Below are 15,880 nucleotides of genomic sequence, written 5' to 3'. Positions count from 1 at the left end.
GCGGCAACCCGCTCAGACCTCCTCGACGCTGTTCGGCTCACGCCGGGACAGGTCGATGCCCAGTTCCTCCGCAGCGCGGAAGACGTCCTCTTCGCTGTCGCGCATCTCGACCCGGCTTCCGTCGGACGAGAGCACCTCGACATTGAGACACAGGGACTGCATTTCCTTGACCAGAACCTTGAAGGACTCCGGGATACCCGGCTCCGGGATGTTCTCGCCCTTGACGATCGCTTCGTACACCTTGACGCGACCGACGACGTCGTCGGACTTGATGGTGAGCAGCTCCTGCAGCGCGAAGGCGGCACCGTAGGCCTCCAGGGCCCACACCTCCATCTCGCCGAACCGCTGACCACCGAACTGCGCCTTACCACCCAGCGGCTGCTGCGTGATCATCGAGTACGGACCGGTCGAACGGGCGTGGATCTTGTCGTCCACCAGGTGGTGCAGCTTCAGCATGTACATGTAGCCGACGCCGACCGGCTGCGGGAAAGGCTCACCCGAGCGGCCGTCGAACAGCCGGGCCTTGCCGGTGCTGTCGACCATCCGGTCGCCGTCGCGGTTCGGCAGCGTGGAGCCGAGCAGGCCGGTGACCTCCTCCTCCTTGGCGCCGTCGAAGACCGGGGTGGCGACGTTCGTGAACGGAGCGGCTTCGCCGGCACCGATCTTGATCAGCCGCTGGGCCCACTCCTCCTTGCTGTCCGGGTCGACCTTCCAGCCGCGGCTGGCAACCCAGCCGAGGTGGGTCTCGAGCACCTGACCGACGTTCATCCGGCCGGGCACGCCCAGCGGGTTCAGGATGATGTCGACCTGGGTGCCGTCCTCCATGAACGGCATGTCCTCGACCGGCAGGATCTTCGAGATGACGCCCTTGTTGCCGTGGCGTCCGGCGAGCTTGTCACCGACGGAGATCTTGCGCTTCTGCGCGACGTACACGCGGACCAGCTGGTTCACGCCCGGCGGCAGCTCGTCGCCGTTGTCGCGGTCGAAGACGCGGACCCCGATGACGGTTCCGTTCTCACCGTGCGGCACCTTCAGCGAGGTGTCGCGCACCTCACGGGCCTTCTCACCGAAGATCGCGCGCAGCAGCCGCTCCTCCGGGGTCAGCTCGGTCTCACCCTTGGGCGTGACCTTGCCGACCAGGATGTCACCGGTGGTGACCTCGGCGCCGATCCGGATGATGCCCCGCTCGTCCAGGTCCGCCAGCATCTCGTCGGAGACGTTGGGGATGTCGCGGGTGATCTCCTCCGGGCCCAGCTTGGTGTCGCGGGCGTCGACCTCGTGCTCCTCGATGTGGATCGAGGTCAGCAGGTCCTGCTGCACGACGCGCTGGCTGAGGATGATCGCGTCCTCGTAGTTGTGACCCTCCCACGGCATGAACGCCACGAGCAGGTTCCGGCCGAGGGCCATCTCGCCCTCGTCGGTGCACGGACCGTCGGCCAGCGGCGAGCCGATCTCGACCCGCTGCCCCGCGTCGACCAGCGGACGCTGGTTGATGCAGGTGCCCTGGTTCGAGCGGCGGAACTTCGCCAGTCGGTAGGTCTGGTACGTGCCGTCGTCGGCGGCGACCTCGATCAGGTCGGCCGAGACCTCCTTGATCACACCAGCCTTCTCCGACACCACCACGTCACCGGCGTCGACCGCTCCGCGGAACTCCATGCCGGTACCGACCAGGGGGGCGTCCGCGGTGATCAGCGGAACGGCCTGGCGCTGCATGTTGGAGCCCATCAGGGCGCGGTTGGCGTCGTCGTGCTCGAGGAACGGGATCATCGCCGTCGCGACCGACACCATCTGGCGCGGCGAGACGTCCATGTAGTCCACGTCGTCGACGAGCACGAGCTCGACCTCACCGTGGCGCCGGCGAACCAGCACGCGGTCCTCGGCGAACGAGTCGTCGTCGTTCAGCGCCGCGTTGGCCTGGGCGATGACGAACCGGTCCTCCTCGTCCGCGGTCAGGTAGTCGACCTGGTCGGTGACCCGGCCGTCGGCGACCTTGCGGTACGGCGTCTCGACGAACCCGAAGGGGTTCACCCGGCCGTAGGTGGCCAGCGACCCGATCAGGCCGATGTTCGGGCCTTCCGGGGTCTCGATCGGGCACATCCGGCCGTAGTGGGACGGGTGCACGTCGCGGACCTCGAAGCCGGCCCGCTCACGCGACAGACCACCCGGGCCAAGTGCCGACAGGCGGCGCTTGTGGGTCAGACCCGCGATCGGGTTGGTCTGGTCCATGAACTGGGACAGCTGGGAGGTGCCGAAGAACTCCTTCAGCGCCGCCACCACGGGACGGATGTTGATCAGGGTCTGCGGCGTGATCGCCTCGACGTCCTGGGTCGTCATCCGCTCGCGGACCACCCGCTCCATCCGGGCCAGGCCGGTGCGGAGCTGGTTCTGGATCAGCTCGCCGACCGTGCGCAGACGGCGGTTGCCGAAGTGGTCGATGTCGTCCTCTTCGACGACGATCTCGCCCTGCGGCGCGTCCAGCTCGGTCTTGCCCTCGTGCAGCGCGACCAGGTACTTGATCGTCGCGACGATGTCGTTGATCGTCAGAACCGCGGTGTCGTGAGTCTCGTCACGGCCGAGCTTCTTGTTGATCTTGTAGCGGCCGACCTTGGCCAGGTCGTAGCGCTTGCCGTTGAAGTAGTAGTTGTCCAGCAGCGCCTGGGCAGCCTCGCGCGTCGGCGGTTCGCCCGGACGGAGCTTGCGGTAGATGTCGAGCAGCGCGTCGTCCTGCCCGGAGGTGTGGTCCTTCTCCAGGGTGAGGCGGATCGACTCGTACTCGCCGAACTCCTCGAGGATCTGCGCGTCGGTCCAGCCGAGCGCCTTGAGCAGCACGGTGACGTTCTGCTTGCGCTTGCGGTCCAGCCGCACGCCCACCATGTCGCGCTTGTCGACCTCGAACTCCAGCCACGCGCCGCGCGACGGGATGATCTTGGCGGTGAAGATGTCCTTGTCCGACGTCTTGTCCGGCGTGCGCTCGAAGTACACACCGGGCGAGCGAACCAGCTGGGACACGACGACACGCTCGGTGCCGTTGATCACGAATGTGCCCTTGCGCGTCATCAACGGGAAGTCACCCATGAAGACGGTCTGGCTCTTGATCTCGCCGGTCTCGTTGTTCATGAACTCGGCGGTGACGAACAGCGGCGCCGAGTAGGTGACGTCACGCTCCTTGCACTCGTCGACCGTGTTCTTCGGGGGCTCGAACCGGTGGTCGCGGAACGACAGCGACATGGTGCCGCTGAAGTCCTCGATCGGGGAGATCTCTTCGAAGATCTCCTCCAGGCCGGACGGGGAGGACAAATCAGTCCGTCCCTCCGCCTCGGCGGCGGCCACCCTGGCCTGCCAGGTTTCGTTTCCGACCAGCCAGTCGAAACTGTCCACCTGCAGCGCAAGGAGATCCGGAACCTCGAGAGGCTCGGAAATCTTTGCGAAGGAGATGCGGCGTGGTGAGCCGGAAACGTCGGTAATGCTGTCGGACTGGGGGTTGCGCGAGGCGACCAAGGGGCGTCCTTCCACGGGCTCGCAGAAATCACTTCGGTGCTGGGAGCGCACGCCGAACCGCCCTAGTCAAGTTTTGAGCCGAACCAGGGTGGGGTTAAAGGCAGCGCAAAGCAATAGGCTACCCGATCAGGGCAAGCCTGTCCAATGGGGTCCGACACTATGCCGTCGGACCACCCACTCCGTCAAGGATCGACCCGGGTTCTCCAGCGGGTAGAGCACCCGCGAGCCGCCCGGTCCGTCCTGTCCGGAGTCACAAAGAGACTACAGTCCGGCGATCTCCTGGACCAGCCATTGATCCCCGTTTCGGACCATTGTGAATCTCGTCCGGTTCAGGTCGACCCGGGGCTTACCCTGTGTGATCGTGCTGGTGGTGGTCTGGTTCACGAAGATGACCAGCGTGACCCGGTCCGCGTCCCCGTCCCGTACGCCGACCTCCCGGACGTCGGCGCGGACGGTGGCCTTGGTCTTGGTGGCCAGTTCGCCGGCCACCTTGGCCGTGTCGTCGAACTTGGCCGCGAAGTCCGGTGTCATCGTCGCCCGGGCGGCCGCGAAGCTCTTTTCCAGCGTGCGGTAGTCGTAGCTGAGCGCGGTCTCGGCCGCCTTCCGGCCGGCCGTCGCCGCCTGGCCTCGGGCGTCCTCGGCCTCCCGGCCCTTCAGCGCCTTGATCCCGAGAACGCCGCCGAGCGCCAGGATCAGCACCACCAGCACGGCGAGGGCCGCGGACAGCATCAGCGTGACCCGCCCGCCCGGAGCGGGGTCCGTCCGAACAGTCTCGGAAGCCTTTACTTCCTCGATTTGCTCACTCTCAGTAATTTCGGGAGCCCCGGGGGAAGGCTTCGAAACCACCTCGGGAGCCTCCGATGTGGCCTGAGTCACCTCGGATGTCTCGGTCCGGCGGTCTGTGCCGCGCCGCTGACCGGCGATCCGGCGGGCCATCAGCCGACCACCTGGAAGTCCGCGGTCAGCCAGCGATCCTTCTCCCGGACCATGTCCAGCTTGACCCGGTAGCGCCGCTCGACGCCGTCCTTGCTCGCGGTGTTCGTCACCACGGCGTTCACGATCACCAGCACCTGGGCCGAGTCCTTGTCGTTCGAGACCACCGCGGCCTCCTTCACGTCACCCTTGGAGGTCGCCTGGTTGGTCACCACCTCGGTCTTGACCGAGTTCGAGCCGGCCGCGAACTCCTCCTTGAACTGCCCGGTGGCGTCGTCGAGTACCCGCTTGGAGTCCGCGTCCCAGGTCTTGTAGTCGTAGGTGGTGAAGTCGAGCGCCAACTGGCGGGCCGCCTGCATCGCGGCCGCGCGGTCCTCGTCGCTGGTGGTCTGGCGGCGGATCGCGAAGATCGCCAGCATCGCGCCGACGAGCGCGATCAGCAGCAGCACGCTGAGTGCCCAGACCGCGACCAGGCGCTTACGGCCAAAACCGTGGTCATGGTTGTCGCCGTCGCCCGCGGTCTTGCCGGGCAGAAGGGTGGAAGTAGTCACTTGCCGCTCACCGGTCCGAGTATCAGGGCTTTCCAGGAGTCCTTGCCGAGCAGTTCCTCCTGGCCGCCGGTCGAGCCGAGCACCAGCTCGGGCATGCCGCCGGTGCCTCCGGCGGCGCCCGTGGCGGGGTCGTACCCGACGCCGTAGCCGATCCGGTTCGCGTCCGAGCGGGACGACGGGGTCGGCTTGTTCTGCGAGCCGCGAACGTTCACGCCGGACCCGGGCGACGCCGTACAGCCGGCCTTGGTGTTGGCGGGCTTGTTCGTGGTGTCCTGCGGGACCCGCCTGTCGGTGCCGTTGTAGCCGGCCCGGCAGGCAGGCGGGCTGAAGCCGAGCACGAGGCCGAAGTGCGCGTCGTAGTGCCCGGTCCCCGCGTCCTTCGCCGGTACGACGTAACCGCCCATCGCCACGGCCGGGTACACCACCAGCAGCTGCTCGACGGCGTCCAGGCGCACCGCGGTCATCTCGTTCACCGTGAGGAGATTACCTAGCAGCACAGCGATGTCCGCACGGTTCTCCTGGATCAGGGTGGTCACCTGCTGCGAGGCGGCCGAGCCGTTGTCGATCACGGAGCGCAGGTTCGCGTCCGAGCTGACCAGGGTGTCGGACAGCAGCGCGAGGTTCTTCGCCCAGGTCTTGATCGCGTCGCCGCTGGCCACCTGGGTAGCGAGCACAGTGTTGCCGTCGTTGATCAGCTTGATCGTCTGCAGGATGTTCGCGTCCGCGTCGTTGATCAGCAGCCCGGAGCTGTCGATGATCTTCTGCAGGTCGCTGCCCTTGCCGCGCAGGGCGTCGCCGAGTTCCTTGACGGTGGTCTTCAGGCTGTTCTTGTCGACCGAGTTCACCAGCTGGTCCAGGTTCAGCAGCAGTTCGGTGGTGTCGATCGGGATCGCCGTGTCCTGCCGGGCGATCTTGGACCGGTCCTGCAGGTACGGGCCGTCGTCGCGGCGCGGCTGCAGGTCGACGTACTGCTCGCCGATCGCCGAGCGGTTCGCGACCACCGCGACCAGGTCGTTCGGGATCTTCACCTTCTTTTCGATGTCCAGGTCGACCTCGACGCCGTCGGAGAGCAGCTCGAGCTTGCCGACCCGGCCGACCGGCTGGCCGCGGTACGTCACCTCGGCGCCGCTGAAGATGCCGCCGGACTCGGCGAAGCTGGCGCTCACCGTGTAGTCGTCGTCGAAGAGCAACTGGTCGACCTGCGCGTACTTGCCGCCGACGTACGCGACGCCGACGACGGTGATCAGCAGGAACACCATCAGCTGGATCCGGACCGTCTTGCTGATCACTTGGCCACCCCCGGCATCAGGACCTTCGCCAGTTCCGGGTCGAACGCGGAGCGGTTCAGCTTCGGCGTACAGACCGGGAGGCCGAGCAAGGTGATGCAGGTCGTCGTGGCGCCGGTCGGCACCGGCAGCGACGGCAGCCCGTTGGTCGGGAACTTCGGCGGGTTGTGCAGCGGGAGGTTGACATTGCCGGTCGGGAGCGCGTTCGGGCCGACGTTCGGCAGCTTGAGCCCGAGGATGCCTTCCAGCGCCTTCTTGGTGTTCACGTCCAGGGTGATGTCCAGGTTGGTGAAGTCACCCTTCACGGCCTTGGCCGCGCCGTCCGGGAACGGATACGTGAGCAGCAGTTCCAGCGACTTCGGCAGGTTCTCCCCGGCCTCGGCCAGCTTGGTCAGCAGCGGGTAGAGGGACTGCAGGTTGGCCACCAGGTCCTTCTGCGACGCGGTGATCACCCGGGTCGCCGTGTTGCCGAGTTTGGCCAGTGCCTGCAGCGTCTTGACCAGCGCGGCCCGCTGCTTGTCCAGGGTCGCGATCGACTTCGGCAGCGAGTCGATCGCGGTCGCCAGGGTCGCCTTCTGCGCGTTCAGTTTCTTCGCCAGCGCGTCCACCGCGGTGATCGCGGTGACGATCTGCTGCTTGTTCTTGTCCAGGGTGCCGACGAAGGTGTTCAGCTGGGTCAGCACGCTGCGGATGGCCGGCTCGTTCCCGGTCAGCGCCTTGTTCAGCTCCTGGGTGATGATCTGCAACTGGGCCACGCCGCCGCCGTTCAGCAGCAGCGAGAGCGCCGACAGCACTTCTTCGACCTCGACGTTGCTCGTGGTCCGCGACAACGGGATCAGCTCGCCGTTCTCCAGCTTGCCGCGGGGCTTCTCGTCGCCGGTCGGCGGTGCCAGCGAGACGAACTTCTCGCCGAGCAGGCTGGTCTGCCGGATCGTCGCCCGGGAGTTGTCGGGCAGGTCGACGCTCTTCGGCAGCTTCAGCTTCACCTTGGCGACGTAGCCCTCGAGCCAGACCTTCTGGACCGTGCCGACGGTGACGTCGTCCACCTTCACCGACGACTTCGGGACCAGGTCCAGCACGTCGGAGAACTCGACGGTGATCGAGTACGACGGGCCCTTGATCTTCGCGCCACCCGGCAACGGCAGCGAGTACACGCTGAAGTCGCACCCGGTCAGCGCCGTGGCCATGGCGACCACGCCGGCCACCACCGCGGTACGGCGCTTCATCGGGCACCTCCGGGGACCAGTCCGCCGAGGGTCTCGTCGACGTTGTCCGGGCTCGGCAGCTTCGGCTTCGGGGCGGGAGCCCACGGAGTACCGGCCGGGCCGCCGGAGCCGGTGATGCTGCTGAGTAGCGGGAGCTTCGGCAGGGCGGCAAGGACGGGCTTGAGCGCGGAACAGGCGGACAGCGGCTGGTTGGCCTGCAGCAGCAGCGAGCAGATGAAGGTCGCCGGGTCGTCCAGCTGGGCCAGGTTGATCCGCTGGTCCAGGGTGCCGAACTGCGGGTTGTAGACGCGGGCCAGGTTCCCCAGGCCGAGCGGCGCGGTGTCGATGATCTCAGCCAGCGCGGCCTTCTCCTTGACCAGGATCTGGGAGACGTCGGTGGCACCGGAGATGGTGGTCTTCAGCAGCCCGCGGTTGTCCTTCACGAACGCGGCCACCTCGCCAAGCGCGGTCGCCAGCGTGGACAGCGCCGCCGCGAGGTCCTTGCGTTCACCGGCCAACGTGGTCGAGGTGGCGGCGAAGTTGGTGTTGAACTGCTTCACCAGGGTGTCGTTCGCGGCCAGCGCGGACACGAACGTCTGCAACTGCCGGATTGTGGCGAACAGGTTCTTGGAGTTGCCCGCCAGCGTCTGGGTCAGCGTCGACACGTCGGTGATGGTCTGGTTCAGCTTCTTGCCCTGGCCGTTCAGGTTCGCCGCGGACACGTCCAGCAGCCGCGACAGGGCGCCCTGGTCGTTCGCCCCCTTCGGGCCGAGCGCGACGGACAGGTCGTTCAGGCTCTGGTAGATCTGGTCGAGCTCCAGCGGTACGGCGGTCCGGTCCAGCGGGATCTCCGCGCCGTCGGCCATCACGTCGCCCTTGGAGTAGGCCGGGGTGAGCTGGATGTAGCGGTCGGCAACGATCGACGGCGAGGCGATCACCGCCTTCGCGTTGGCCGGCACCTTGTGCTTGGCCTCCCACCAGAACTTCACCCGGACGGCGCGACCGGCCGGCGTGACGCTCTCGATCTCGCCGACCTTGATCCCGAGGATCCGGACGTCCGAGCCGGGGTAGACGCTCACCGCGCGCGGGAAGTACGCCGTCGCGGAGACGCGCTCGGGGTGCGGCCAGAGCGAGATCGCGCTGACGGCGAGCATCAGCAGCACAACGCCGATCGCGATCAGCCGGGAAACCGAAGTGAGCCTCATCGGCCACCTCCCAGGATCGGCGGCAACCCGGGCGGGACGGCGGGCAGCGGGATCTCCGGGACCGGGGCCAGGTTCTGCACGTAGGTGTCGAACCACGGGCCGGTGCCGAGGGTGTTGGTGAAGACCCGGGCGTACGGCGCGAGGCCGCGGATGCTGGCGTCCAGGGCGTTCTGGTTCTTCAGCAACGTCGCCAGGACGGCGTTCACCTTCTGCAGCGTGGGCGCCAGGTCCTTGCGGTTCTCCCGGACCAGCGCGATGATCTGCGCGGACAGCTTCTGCGTCGACACCAGCAACTGGTGGATCAGCGCCCGCCGCGCCTGCACCGCCTGGAACACGGTGTTGCCGTCCTTCATCAGCTTGATCAGCTCCCGGTTCCGGTCGGCCAGGATCTTGGTGACCACGTCCGAGTGCTGCAGGAGCTTCTTCAGCTCGTCGTCGCGCTTGGCCACGTTCCGGGACAGCCGGGACAGTCCGGTCAGCGAGGCCTGCACCTCTTCGGGGGTGTTCTTGAAGGTCGCCGACAACGTGTCCAGGGCCTTCGCGAGCTGGACGGTGTCGATCCGCTCGGTGGTGTTGGCCAGATCGGTGAACGCGTCCACCACGTCGTACGCCGAGACGGTCCGGTCCAGCGGGATCTCCGAGCCCTCCTTGAGCTTGCCGTCACCGGCCGGGTTCAGCTTCAGGTATTTCTGCCCGAGCAGCGTCTTGATCTTCATCTCGGCGCCGGTCCTGTCGCCCAGCTTCACCCCGCGGTCGACCACGAAGTCGACCCGGACGTGCGTGCCTTCGAGATCGACCTTGCGGACCTGACCGACGCGGACCCCGGCGACCCGGATCTCGTCGTTCGGCTTCAGCCCTCCGGCCTCGGAGAACTGCGCGGAGTACTTCGTGCCGCCACCGATCAGCGGCAGGTCCTGCGCCTTGAACGCGGCCAGCATGATCAGCCCGATCACGGTCAGCCCGACCACCCCGATGGTGACCTGGTTCTGTTCACGGAACGGGGTCACTTTTGGCACCTCGCCGAGTTGTTGTCGTAGCTCACTGGGATGCGGGTGCCGATCGGCAGGGTGACGTTGCCGTCGAATCCGCACAGGTAGAAGTTGAACCAGGAGCCGTACGTCGCGGTCCGGGTCATCGTCTCGAGCTTGCCGGGCATGTTCTGCAGCGTCTTGACCCAGATTCCCTGCGTGTCGTCGAGCGTGGTGGACACCTGGCGGAGCCGGTCCAGGTCCGCCTTCAGCGGCACCCGGGTCTGCTGCAGCAGGCCGGCCGTCTTGGTGTTCAGCGAGTTGATCGAGCCGAGCGAACCGAGGATCGGGTTGATGTCCTGGCTCAGCCCGGTGATGAACTTCTGCAGGTTCACCAGCAGCGCGGAGAAGTTCTGCTGCCGCTGCGAGACGATCTGCAGCGTCGACGTCAGGTTGGTGATCAGGTCGCCGATCACCTGGTCCGCGTCGGCCAGCGTGGTGGTCAGCGACGCGGTCCTGGCCAGCAGGCTCTCGATCGTGCCGCCCTCACCCTGGAGCACCTTGATCACCTCGAAGGCGAACTGGTTCACATCCTTGGGCGTCAGCGCGGTGAACAGCGGCTTGAACCCGTTGAAGAGCACCGACAGGTCGAGAGCGGGCGCGGTACGGTCCTTGTCGATGAGACCGTTCGCCTTCATCCGGGTGCCGCCACCGACGCCCTCGGTGAGCGCGATGTAGCGGTTGCCGACCAGGTTCCGGTAGCGCATCGTCGCGTGGGTGGAGGTGTCGACCACCTGGTCGGAGTCGACGCTGAAGGTGACCATGGCCAGGGTGTCCTGGTAGATCGCGATCTTGTCGACCTGGCCGACGCGCACCCCGGCGATCCGGATGTCGTCGCCCTTGTTCAGTCCGACCACGTCGGTGAAGACGGCCCGGTACTTCGTGGTCGCGTTGAAGCTGATGTTGCCGATGGTGACGGCCAGCAGCGCGGTCGCGATGGTGGTGACGACCACGAAGATCGCCAGCCGCACGGTGTCGATCGAGGTCTTCTTGTCGAGCAGTTTCATTTCAGATTCACCTGCCCACCGCGGACGAGCGGGCCGATCATCAGGGTGGTCAGGTCCGGTACGTCGGTCGCCGGGATACCCATCGCGGGACCGGCGAAGGAGTCGATCACCTTCTGCTCCGCGGGTGTGCCGGCGCCGCCGGTGTCCAGCGCGAACCCGGGCATCGACCGGTTCAGCTGCAGGTTCAGCGGGAAGCGGCTCTCCTTGTTGTGGTCGCCGATCACGCCGTCGTCACCGGTGATGTACGGCGCGGGGTTCTGCTGCGTGTAGGGACCCGGCTTCGCGCCCGGGTGGCTGTAGTTCTTGCCGACGCAGGTGGGCCCGCGCTTGTCCTTGTACGCCGGCAGCTCGCTCGGCTGGTACGGCGTGGGCTGGTTCGTGATCAGCTCGAGGTTGATGTGCAGGGCGCCGTCGCGGAACGTGTCGTTCAGGATCGGCGCGGTGTCCGTCATCACCTTGAGGAAGCAGGGGAACTCCGGGGAGTACCGCTCCAGCAGGTCCAGGATCGGCCGGCTCACCTCGCCGAGCCGGATCACCCGGTCCTCGTTCTGCTTCAGGAAGGTGTCGCCGGTGGTCGACAGCGTCTGCACGTCGGTGAAGAACTTCTGCAGCTGCTGCTCCTTCTCCACCACGGTGTTGCCGGTGATGGTCAGGTTGCGCAGGGCCCGGACCAGGTCCGGTGTCACGTCGCCGTAGAGCTGGGAGACCTGGGTCAGCTTGGTCAGCGCGGCGATCAGGTTCGGCACGCTGGGGTTCAGCTTCTCCAGGTAGCCGTCGAGCTGGGTGAGGGTCTCGGCGATCTCGGACCCGCGTCCCTCCAGCGCCGTGGCCAGCGTGTTCAAGGTGGCGTTCAGGTCGGCTGGGTCGACCGCCTGCAGCAGTGGGAGCGCGTCGTTCAGCACCTTCTCGATCTCGATGCCGACGGCCGTCTTGTCCCGGGAGATCACGTCGCCGGCCCGGATCGACCGGCCTTCCCCGCCCTGCGGCGGGACGAGGGCGACGTATTTCTCGCCGAACAGCGTCTTCGGCAGGATCCGCGCGCTGACCTGGCTGGAGATCTCCTTGACCTGGTCCGGCTTCAGCGCCAGCTCCACGGTGGCGGTGTCGCCGTCGGTGGCGACGCTGCGCACCTCGCCGACGATGATGCCGCGCAGCTTCACGTCCGCGTGCCGGTTCAGCTGGAGGCCGATGTGGCTGGTCTGCAGCTTCACGTCGACCGTGTCGACGAAGACCTTCGCGTAGAAGGCGTACGTGAGCCAGAGCAGGAAGCAGAGCAACCCGATGAAGGCCGTGCCGAGAACTCGTCTGGCCATCGCGCTACCCCGCCAGCCTGACCGTGGTCGTGGTACCCCAGATGGCCATCGACAGCAGCAGGTCGACGACGTTGATGACGACGATCGAGGTGCGTACTGCGCGGCCGACAGCGACGCCGACTCCCGCGGGACCACCGGTCGCGTGGTAGCCGTGGTAGCAGTGCACCAGGATCACCAGGACCGCGAAGACGAGCACCTTGCCGAACGACCAGAGCACATCGCCTGGTGGTAGGAACAGGTGGAAGTAATGGTCGTAGGTCCCGGTGCTCTGCCCGTAGAACGTGGTCACCGTCAGCCGGGTGGCGAAGTACGAGGCGAGCAGGCCGACGACGTACAGCGGGATGACCGCGATCAGGCCCGCGATGATCCGGGTGGTGACCAGGAACGGCAGCGACGGGATCGCCATCACCTCGAGCGCGTCGATCTCCTCGCTGATCCGCATCGCGCCGAGCTGTGCGGTGAAGCCGCAGCCGACGGTGGCGGCCAGTGCGATGCCGGCGATCAGCGGGCCGATCTCGCGGGTGTTGATGTAGGCGCTGACGAAGCCGGCGAAGGCGGAGGTGCCGATCTGGTTGAGCGCCGAGTATCCCTGCAGGCCGACCTCGGTGCCGGTGAAGAAGGCCAGGAAGGTGATCACGCCGACGGTGCCGCCGATCACCGCGAGCGCGCCGGTGCCGAGCGTCACCTCGGCCAGCAGCCGCAGGATCTCCTTGCGGTAGCGGGTGATCGACTTGCCGGACCAGGCCAGCGCCTTGATGTAGAAGGCGAGCTGCTCACCGAGCCGGTCGAGCGAGTGCAGCGGCTTCTTCACCAGGGTGTCGACGAGGGCTGACATGCTCAAGCCCCCTTCGGTGGGACGAGCTGGAAGTAGATCGCCGTCATCGAGAAGTTCGCGACGAAGAGCAGCATGAAGGTGATCACGACGGACTGGTTCACCGCGTCGCCGACGCCTTTCGGACCGCCGCCGGCGTTCATGCCCTTGTAGGACGCGACCACGGCGGCGATGAAGCCGAACACCAGCGCTTTCACCTGGCCCTGCCACAGGTCCGGCAGGTGGGCGAGCGCGGTGAAGGAGGCTATATAACTACCGGGCGTCCCGTCCTGCAGGACCACGTTGAAGACGTAGCCGCCCATCACGCCGACCACGCTGACGAAACCGTTCAGGAAGAAGGCGACCAGCATGGTGGCCAGCACCCGCGGTACGACGAGGCGCTGGATCGGGTCGATGCCGAGCACCATCATCGCGTCGAGCTCCTCGCGGATCTTGCGGGCGCCGAGGTCCGCGCAGATCGCGGACCCGCCGGCGCCGGCGATCAGCAGCGCGGTCGCGATCGGGGACGCCTCCCGGACCACGGCCAGGACGGCGGCCGACCCGGTGAAGGCCTGCGCGCCGAACTGCTTGATCAGCCCGCCGACCTGCAGCGCGATCACCGCGCCGAACGGGATCGCGACCAGGGCGGTCGGGATGATCGTCACGCTGGCGACGAACCACGCCTGCTGGAGGAACTCGCGCAGCTGGAACGGCCGCCGGACGGAGGCCCGGGCGGTGTCGAGGGCGAAAGCGAAGAGAGATCCTGCGTGCTTCAGCGGGGCGGTCGCAGAAACAGTCACGTAGCCCCCACCACATCGGAGGCGAAGCTGCCCGGCGGAGGTGTCACGCCGTTCTCGGCACACCACTCCCCCGGCGGCCGCTGGGTCGGCCGGATCACCCCGCTGCTCGGCAGCTGCTGGACCGGGATCGGCGGCAGCGGCGGCAGTTCCTGGTCGGCCTCACGGGCCAGTTCGTCCGCGTCCTTCTCCTCGGACATGCCGATCGGGCCGACCCGCTGCGCGTTCAGGAACTGGCGGACCACCGGCTCCTCGCTGGACAGCAGCATCTCGCGCGGGCCGAACATCGCCAGGTGCCGGTGGTACAGCAGGCCGATGTTGTCCGGCACCGTGCGGGCGGTGTTGATGTCGTGGGTGACGATCAGGCAGGTCGCCTGGGTCATCTCGTTCAGGTCGATGATCAGCTGGTTCAGGAACGCGGTCCGGACCGGGTCGAGACCCGAGTCGGGCTCGTCGAAGAGCAGGATCTCCGGCTCCAGCACCAGCGCGCGGGCCAGGCCGGCCCGCTTGCGCATCCCGCCGGAGATCTCGCCGGGGAGCTTCTTCTCCGCGCCGACGAGGCCGACCATCTCCATCTTCTCCATCACGATGGAGCGGATCTCGGACTCGGACTTGCGGGTGTGCTCGCGAAGCGGGAAAGCGACGTTGTCGTAGAGGTTCATCGAGCCGAACATCGCGCCGTCCTGGAACAGCACGCCGAACAACTTGCGCACCTCGTAGAGCTTGCGTTCCGAACAGGTGGCGATGTCGACGCCCTCGATGTGCACATGGCCCTTGTCGGGCTTGAGCAGGCCGATCAACGTCTTCAGGAATACGGACTTCCCGGTGCCGGAAGGGCCCAGCATCACGCAGATCTCACCGGCGGGCAGCGTCAGGGACACGTCGCCCCAGATCAGCTGACTTCCGAAGGACTTGGACAGTCCCTCGACGCGGACTTCTACGCCCACCGGTCCTCCTCACGGGTTCGTTGTGCAGCCCTGACCGACGTGCTTTCGCCGGTTCAACGAGGGCGCGGTGCCCTAGGTTACGCACGAGTCACTTATTGCGTAACCCCTAAATATCAAGTGTCGATGACCAATGAGTCACGCTCCGGTCACGCACCGCGGCTGCCCGAGATCGTAGTACGCCGGTCCCCGCGGCCGCGACGGACCTGCCGGACCGGCTGCGCACTGGTATTGCTTGACTCTGTTGAGTGAAAGATCTCAAGGCCTTACCGAAAGCCCATCTGCACCTGCATGTGGACGGCGCGATGCGCCCTGCCACCCTGGCCGAACTGGCCGCCCGGTACGGCGTACAGGCGCCGCTGCCGACCAGTTTCGGATCGTTCGACGCGTTCATGGCGACCATCACCGCGGCCGCGGGCTGCCTGCGGACCGAGGCCGACGTGCGCAGGCTGATCACCGAGATCGTCGAGGACGCCGCGGACCAGGGCGTCCGCTGGATCGAGCCGTCGATGTGGCCGGGCCTGCTCGGCGGGTGGCTCGGTTCGGACGCGGACGGGTTGGACGCGGTCCTCGATGCCGGGTTGGCCGCGGGAGCCGCCACTGGAGTGGGGTTCGGGCTTGTGGTGGCTGCCAATCGTGGGCTCGGGGGTGACGCTGCTGAGGAAGTTGCGCTGTTGGCTGTCAGCCGGTCCGGGCGAGGTGTCGTCGGGTTCGGGATCGATGGATGAGGGTGCCGCCGGGGCTGAGGTGTTTGTCGGGGCCGCGGGGATCGCTCGTGCCGGTGGGTTGCCGGTCGTGCCTCACGCGGGCGAACTCGGTACTGCGGACGCGGTGGTCGAGGCCGTGGATCTACTCGGTGCCCGGCGGATCATGCACGGAGTACGGGCTGTTGATGATCCTGAGGTGGTCGCACGGCTGGCGGCTGAAGGGGTGACGCTCGCGGTGTGCCCGACGAGCAACGCGCTGCTGTCGGTGGTGCGTCGTTGGCCGAGCATCCTTGCCTGCGTTGTTGGAGGCCGGCGTGCGGTGCTCGGTGAACGCTGACGATCCGTTGCTGTTCGGCTCGGACCTCGTCGCGGAGTACGAGGTCTGCCGGAGTGTGCTTGGGCTGTCGGACGAGGTGCTGGCCGACCTCGCCCGGACCTCCTTCACCAGCTCGGCCGCACCCCGTCCTGTGGTCGAGCGGGCACTGAGCGACATTGACGCCTGGCTGGGTTGAGGAGCGAGGCGCTGAGCGCTGTCCGTGGGGCTTGCTGGGAGTTAGCGTCGCGAAAGGGGATGTGACTTTCAGGAGGGGAGAGG

15 protein-coding genes are annotated in these 15,880 nt (G+C 67.0%); 3 read left to right on the top strand and 12 right to left on the bottom strand.

The features are described 5' to 3' along the window. Window positions 1–12: 12 nt before the first annotated feature. The 12 genes from rpoB to ACFPJ1_RS29860 form a co-directional block, all read right to left on the bottom strand. Window positions 13–3,498 carry a DNA-directed RNA polymerase subunit beta gene (gene rpoB, locus ACFPJ1_RS29915; RefSeq protein WP_380108953.1) on the bottom strand — a complete coding sequence of 1,162 codons (3,486 nt, stop codon included), beginning with the start codon at window positions 3,496–3,498 and terminating at the stop codon, window positions 13–15. Window positions 3,499–3,759: 261 nt separating this feature from the next. Beyond that, window positions 3,760–4,227 (bottom strand): hypothetical protein, encoded by a 468-nt coding sequence (locus tag ACFPJ1_RS29910; protein WP_380108951.1) that lies wholly within the window; start codon window positions 4,225–4,227, stop codon window positions 3,760–3,762. A gap of 206 nt (window positions 4,228–4,433) precedes the next feature. Further along, window positions 4,434–4,982, bottom strand: coding sequence for a hypothetical protein (locus ACFPJ1_RS29905; RefSeq protein WP_380108950.1), 549 nt, complete (start codon window positions 4,980–4,982; stop codon window positions 4,434–4,436). Continuing rightward, window positions 4,979–6,271 carry an MCE family protein gene (locus tag ACFPJ1_RS29900; RefSeq protein ID WP_380108949.1) on the bottom strand — a complete coding sequence of 431 codons (1,293 nt, stop codon included), beginning with the start codon at window positions 6,269–6,271 and terminating at the stop codon, window positions 4,979–4,981. Before ACFPJ1_RS29900 ends, ACFPJ1_RS29905 begins: the two co-directional genes overlap by 4 nt. Further along, on the bottom strand, window positions 6,268–7,494 hold the full coding sequence (locus ACFPJ1_RS29895; RefSeq protein ID WP_380108948.1) for an MCE family protein: 1,227 nt from the start codon (window positions 7,492–7,494) through the stop codon (window positions 6,268–6,270). Before ACFPJ1_RS29895 ends, ACFPJ1_RS29900 begins: the two co-directional genes overlap by 4 nt. Beyond that, complete coding sequence (locus ACFPJ1_RS29890; RefSeq protein WP_380108946.1) at window positions 7,491–8,678, bottom strand: MCE family protein; 1,188 nt, start codon at window positions 8,676–8,678, stop codon at window positions 7,491–7,493. The genes ACFPJ1_RS29895 and ACFPJ1_RS29890 overlap by 4 nt, the downstream gene beginning before the upstream one ends. Continuing rightward, entirely contained in the window at window positions 8,675–9,685 is a 1,011-nt protein-coding gene (locus ACFPJ1_RS29885) for an MCE family protein (protein WP_380108944.1), read from the bottom strand. Before ACFPJ1_RS29885 ends, ACFPJ1_RS29890 begins: the two co-directional genes overlap by 4 nt. Next, the gene (locus ACFPJ1_RS29880) at window positions 9,682–10,713 is read right to left on the bottom strand and encodes an MCE family protein (RefSeq protein WP_380108942.1); all 1,032 of its coding nucleotides are present in this window, start codon (window positions 10,711–10,713) and stop codon (window positions 9,682–9,684) included. The genes ACFPJ1_RS29885 and ACFPJ1_RS29880 overlap by 4 nt, the downstream gene beginning before the upstream one ends. Next, window positions 10,710–12,026 (bottom strand): MCE family protein, encoded by a 1,317-nt coding sequence (locus ACFPJ1_RS29875; RefSeq protein WP_380108941.1) that lies wholly within the window; start codon window positions 12,024–12,026, stop codon window positions 10,710–10,712. Before ACFPJ1_RS29875 ends, ACFPJ1_RS29880 begins: the two co-directional genes overlap by 4 nt. 4 nt (window positions 12,027–12,030) lie before the next feature. Next, entirely contained in the window at window positions 12,031–12,861 is an 831-nt protein-coding gene (locus ACFPJ1_RS29870; protein WP_380108940.1) for an MlaE family ABC transporter permease, read from the bottom strand. A gap of 2 nt (window positions 12,862–12,863) precedes the next feature. Continuing rightward, window positions 12,864–13,637, bottom strand: a complete 774-nt coding sequence (locus ACFPJ1_RS29865) for an MlaE family ABC transporter permease (RefSeq protein ID WP_380108939.1) — start codon at window positions 13,635–13,637, stop codon at window positions 12,864–12,866. Then, the gene (locus ACFPJ1_RS29860) at window positions 13,634–14,581 is read right to left on the bottom strand and encodes an ABC transporter ATP-binding protein (RefSeq protein ID WP_380108937.1); all 948 of its coding nucleotides are present in this window, start codon (window positions 14,579–14,581) and stop codon (window positions 13,634–13,636) included. The genes ACFPJ1_RS29865 and ACFPJ1_RS29860 overlap by 4 nt, the downstream gene beginning before the upstream one ends. 245 nt (window positions 14,582–14,826) lie before the next feature. Between ACFPJ1_RS29860 and ACFPJ1_RS29855 the strand changes: the two genes are divergently transcribed. From ACFPJ1_RS29855 to ACFPJ1_RS29845, 3 genes are read left to right on the top strand one after another with little or no spacing between them, the layout of a single operon-like run. Then, window positions 14,827–15,306, top strand: coding sequence for a hypothetical protein (locus tag ACFPJ1_RS29855; RefSeq protein WP_380108935.1), 480 nt, complete (start codon window positions 14,827–14,829; stop codon window positions 15,304–15,306). After that, window positions 15,299–15,622: a hypothetical protein gene (locus tag ACFPJ1_RS29850; RefSeq protein ID WP_380108933.1), complete on the top strand. Its 324-nt coding sequence runs from the start codon at window positions 15,299–15,301 to the stop codon at window positions 15,620–15,622. Before ACFPJ1_RS29855 ends, ACFPJ1_RS29850 begins: the two co-directional genes overlap by 8 nt. Further along, window positions 15,612–15,797 carry a hypothetical protein gene (locus tag ACFPJ1_RS29845; protein WP_380108932.1) on the top strand — a complete coding sequence of 62 codons (186 nt, stop codon included), beginning with the start codon at window positions 15,612–15,614 and terminating at the stop codon, window positions 15,795–15,797. The genes ACFPJ1_RS29850 and ACFPJ1_RS29845 overlap by 11 nt, the downstream gene beginning before the upstream one ends. The last annotated feature ends 83 nt before the right edge of the window (window positions 15,798–15,880 follow it).

The organism is Kribbella qitaiheensis (genome assembly GCF_042657745.1).
Classification (GTDB): Bacteria; Actinomycetota; Actinomycetes; order Propionibacteriales; family Kribbellaceae; genus Kribbella; species Kribbella qitaiheensis.
The sequence above is the reverse complement of the archived record's forward strand: the minus strand, read 5'-3'. Positions and strand labels throughout refer to the sequence as shown.

Coding starts and splice junctions, on each gene's coding strand:
- ACFPJ1_RS29910 (WP_380108951.1), bottom strand. CDS start 4,227: ATGCTGTCCGCGGCCCTCGCCGTGCTGGTGGTGCTGATCCTGGCGCTC.
- ACFPJ1_RS29870 (WP_380108940.1), bottom strand. CDS start 12,861: ATGTCAGCCCTCGTCGACACCCTGGTGAAGAAGCCGCTGCACTCGCTC.
- ACFPJ1_RS29875 (WP_380108941.1), bottom strand. CDS start 12,026: ATGGCCAGACGAGTTCTCGGCACGGCCTTCATCGGGTTGCTCTGCTTC.
- ACFPJ1_RS29895 (WP_380108948.1), bottom strand. CDS start 7,494: ATGAAGCGCCGTACCGCGGTGGTGGCCGGCGTGGTCGCCATGGCCACG.
- ACFPJ1_RS29850 (WP_380108933.1), top strand. CDS start 15,299: ATGGATGAGGGTGCCGCCGGGGCTGAGGTGTTTGTCGGGGCCGCGGGG.
- ACFPJ1_RS29880 (WP_380108942.1), bottom strand. CDS start 10,713: ATGAAACTGCTCGACAAGAAGACCTCGATCGACACCGTGCGGCTGGCG.
- ACFPJ1_RS29890 (WP_380108946.1), bottom strand. CDS start 8,678: ATGAGGCTCACTTCGGTTTCCCGGCTGATCGCGATCGGCGTTGTGCTG.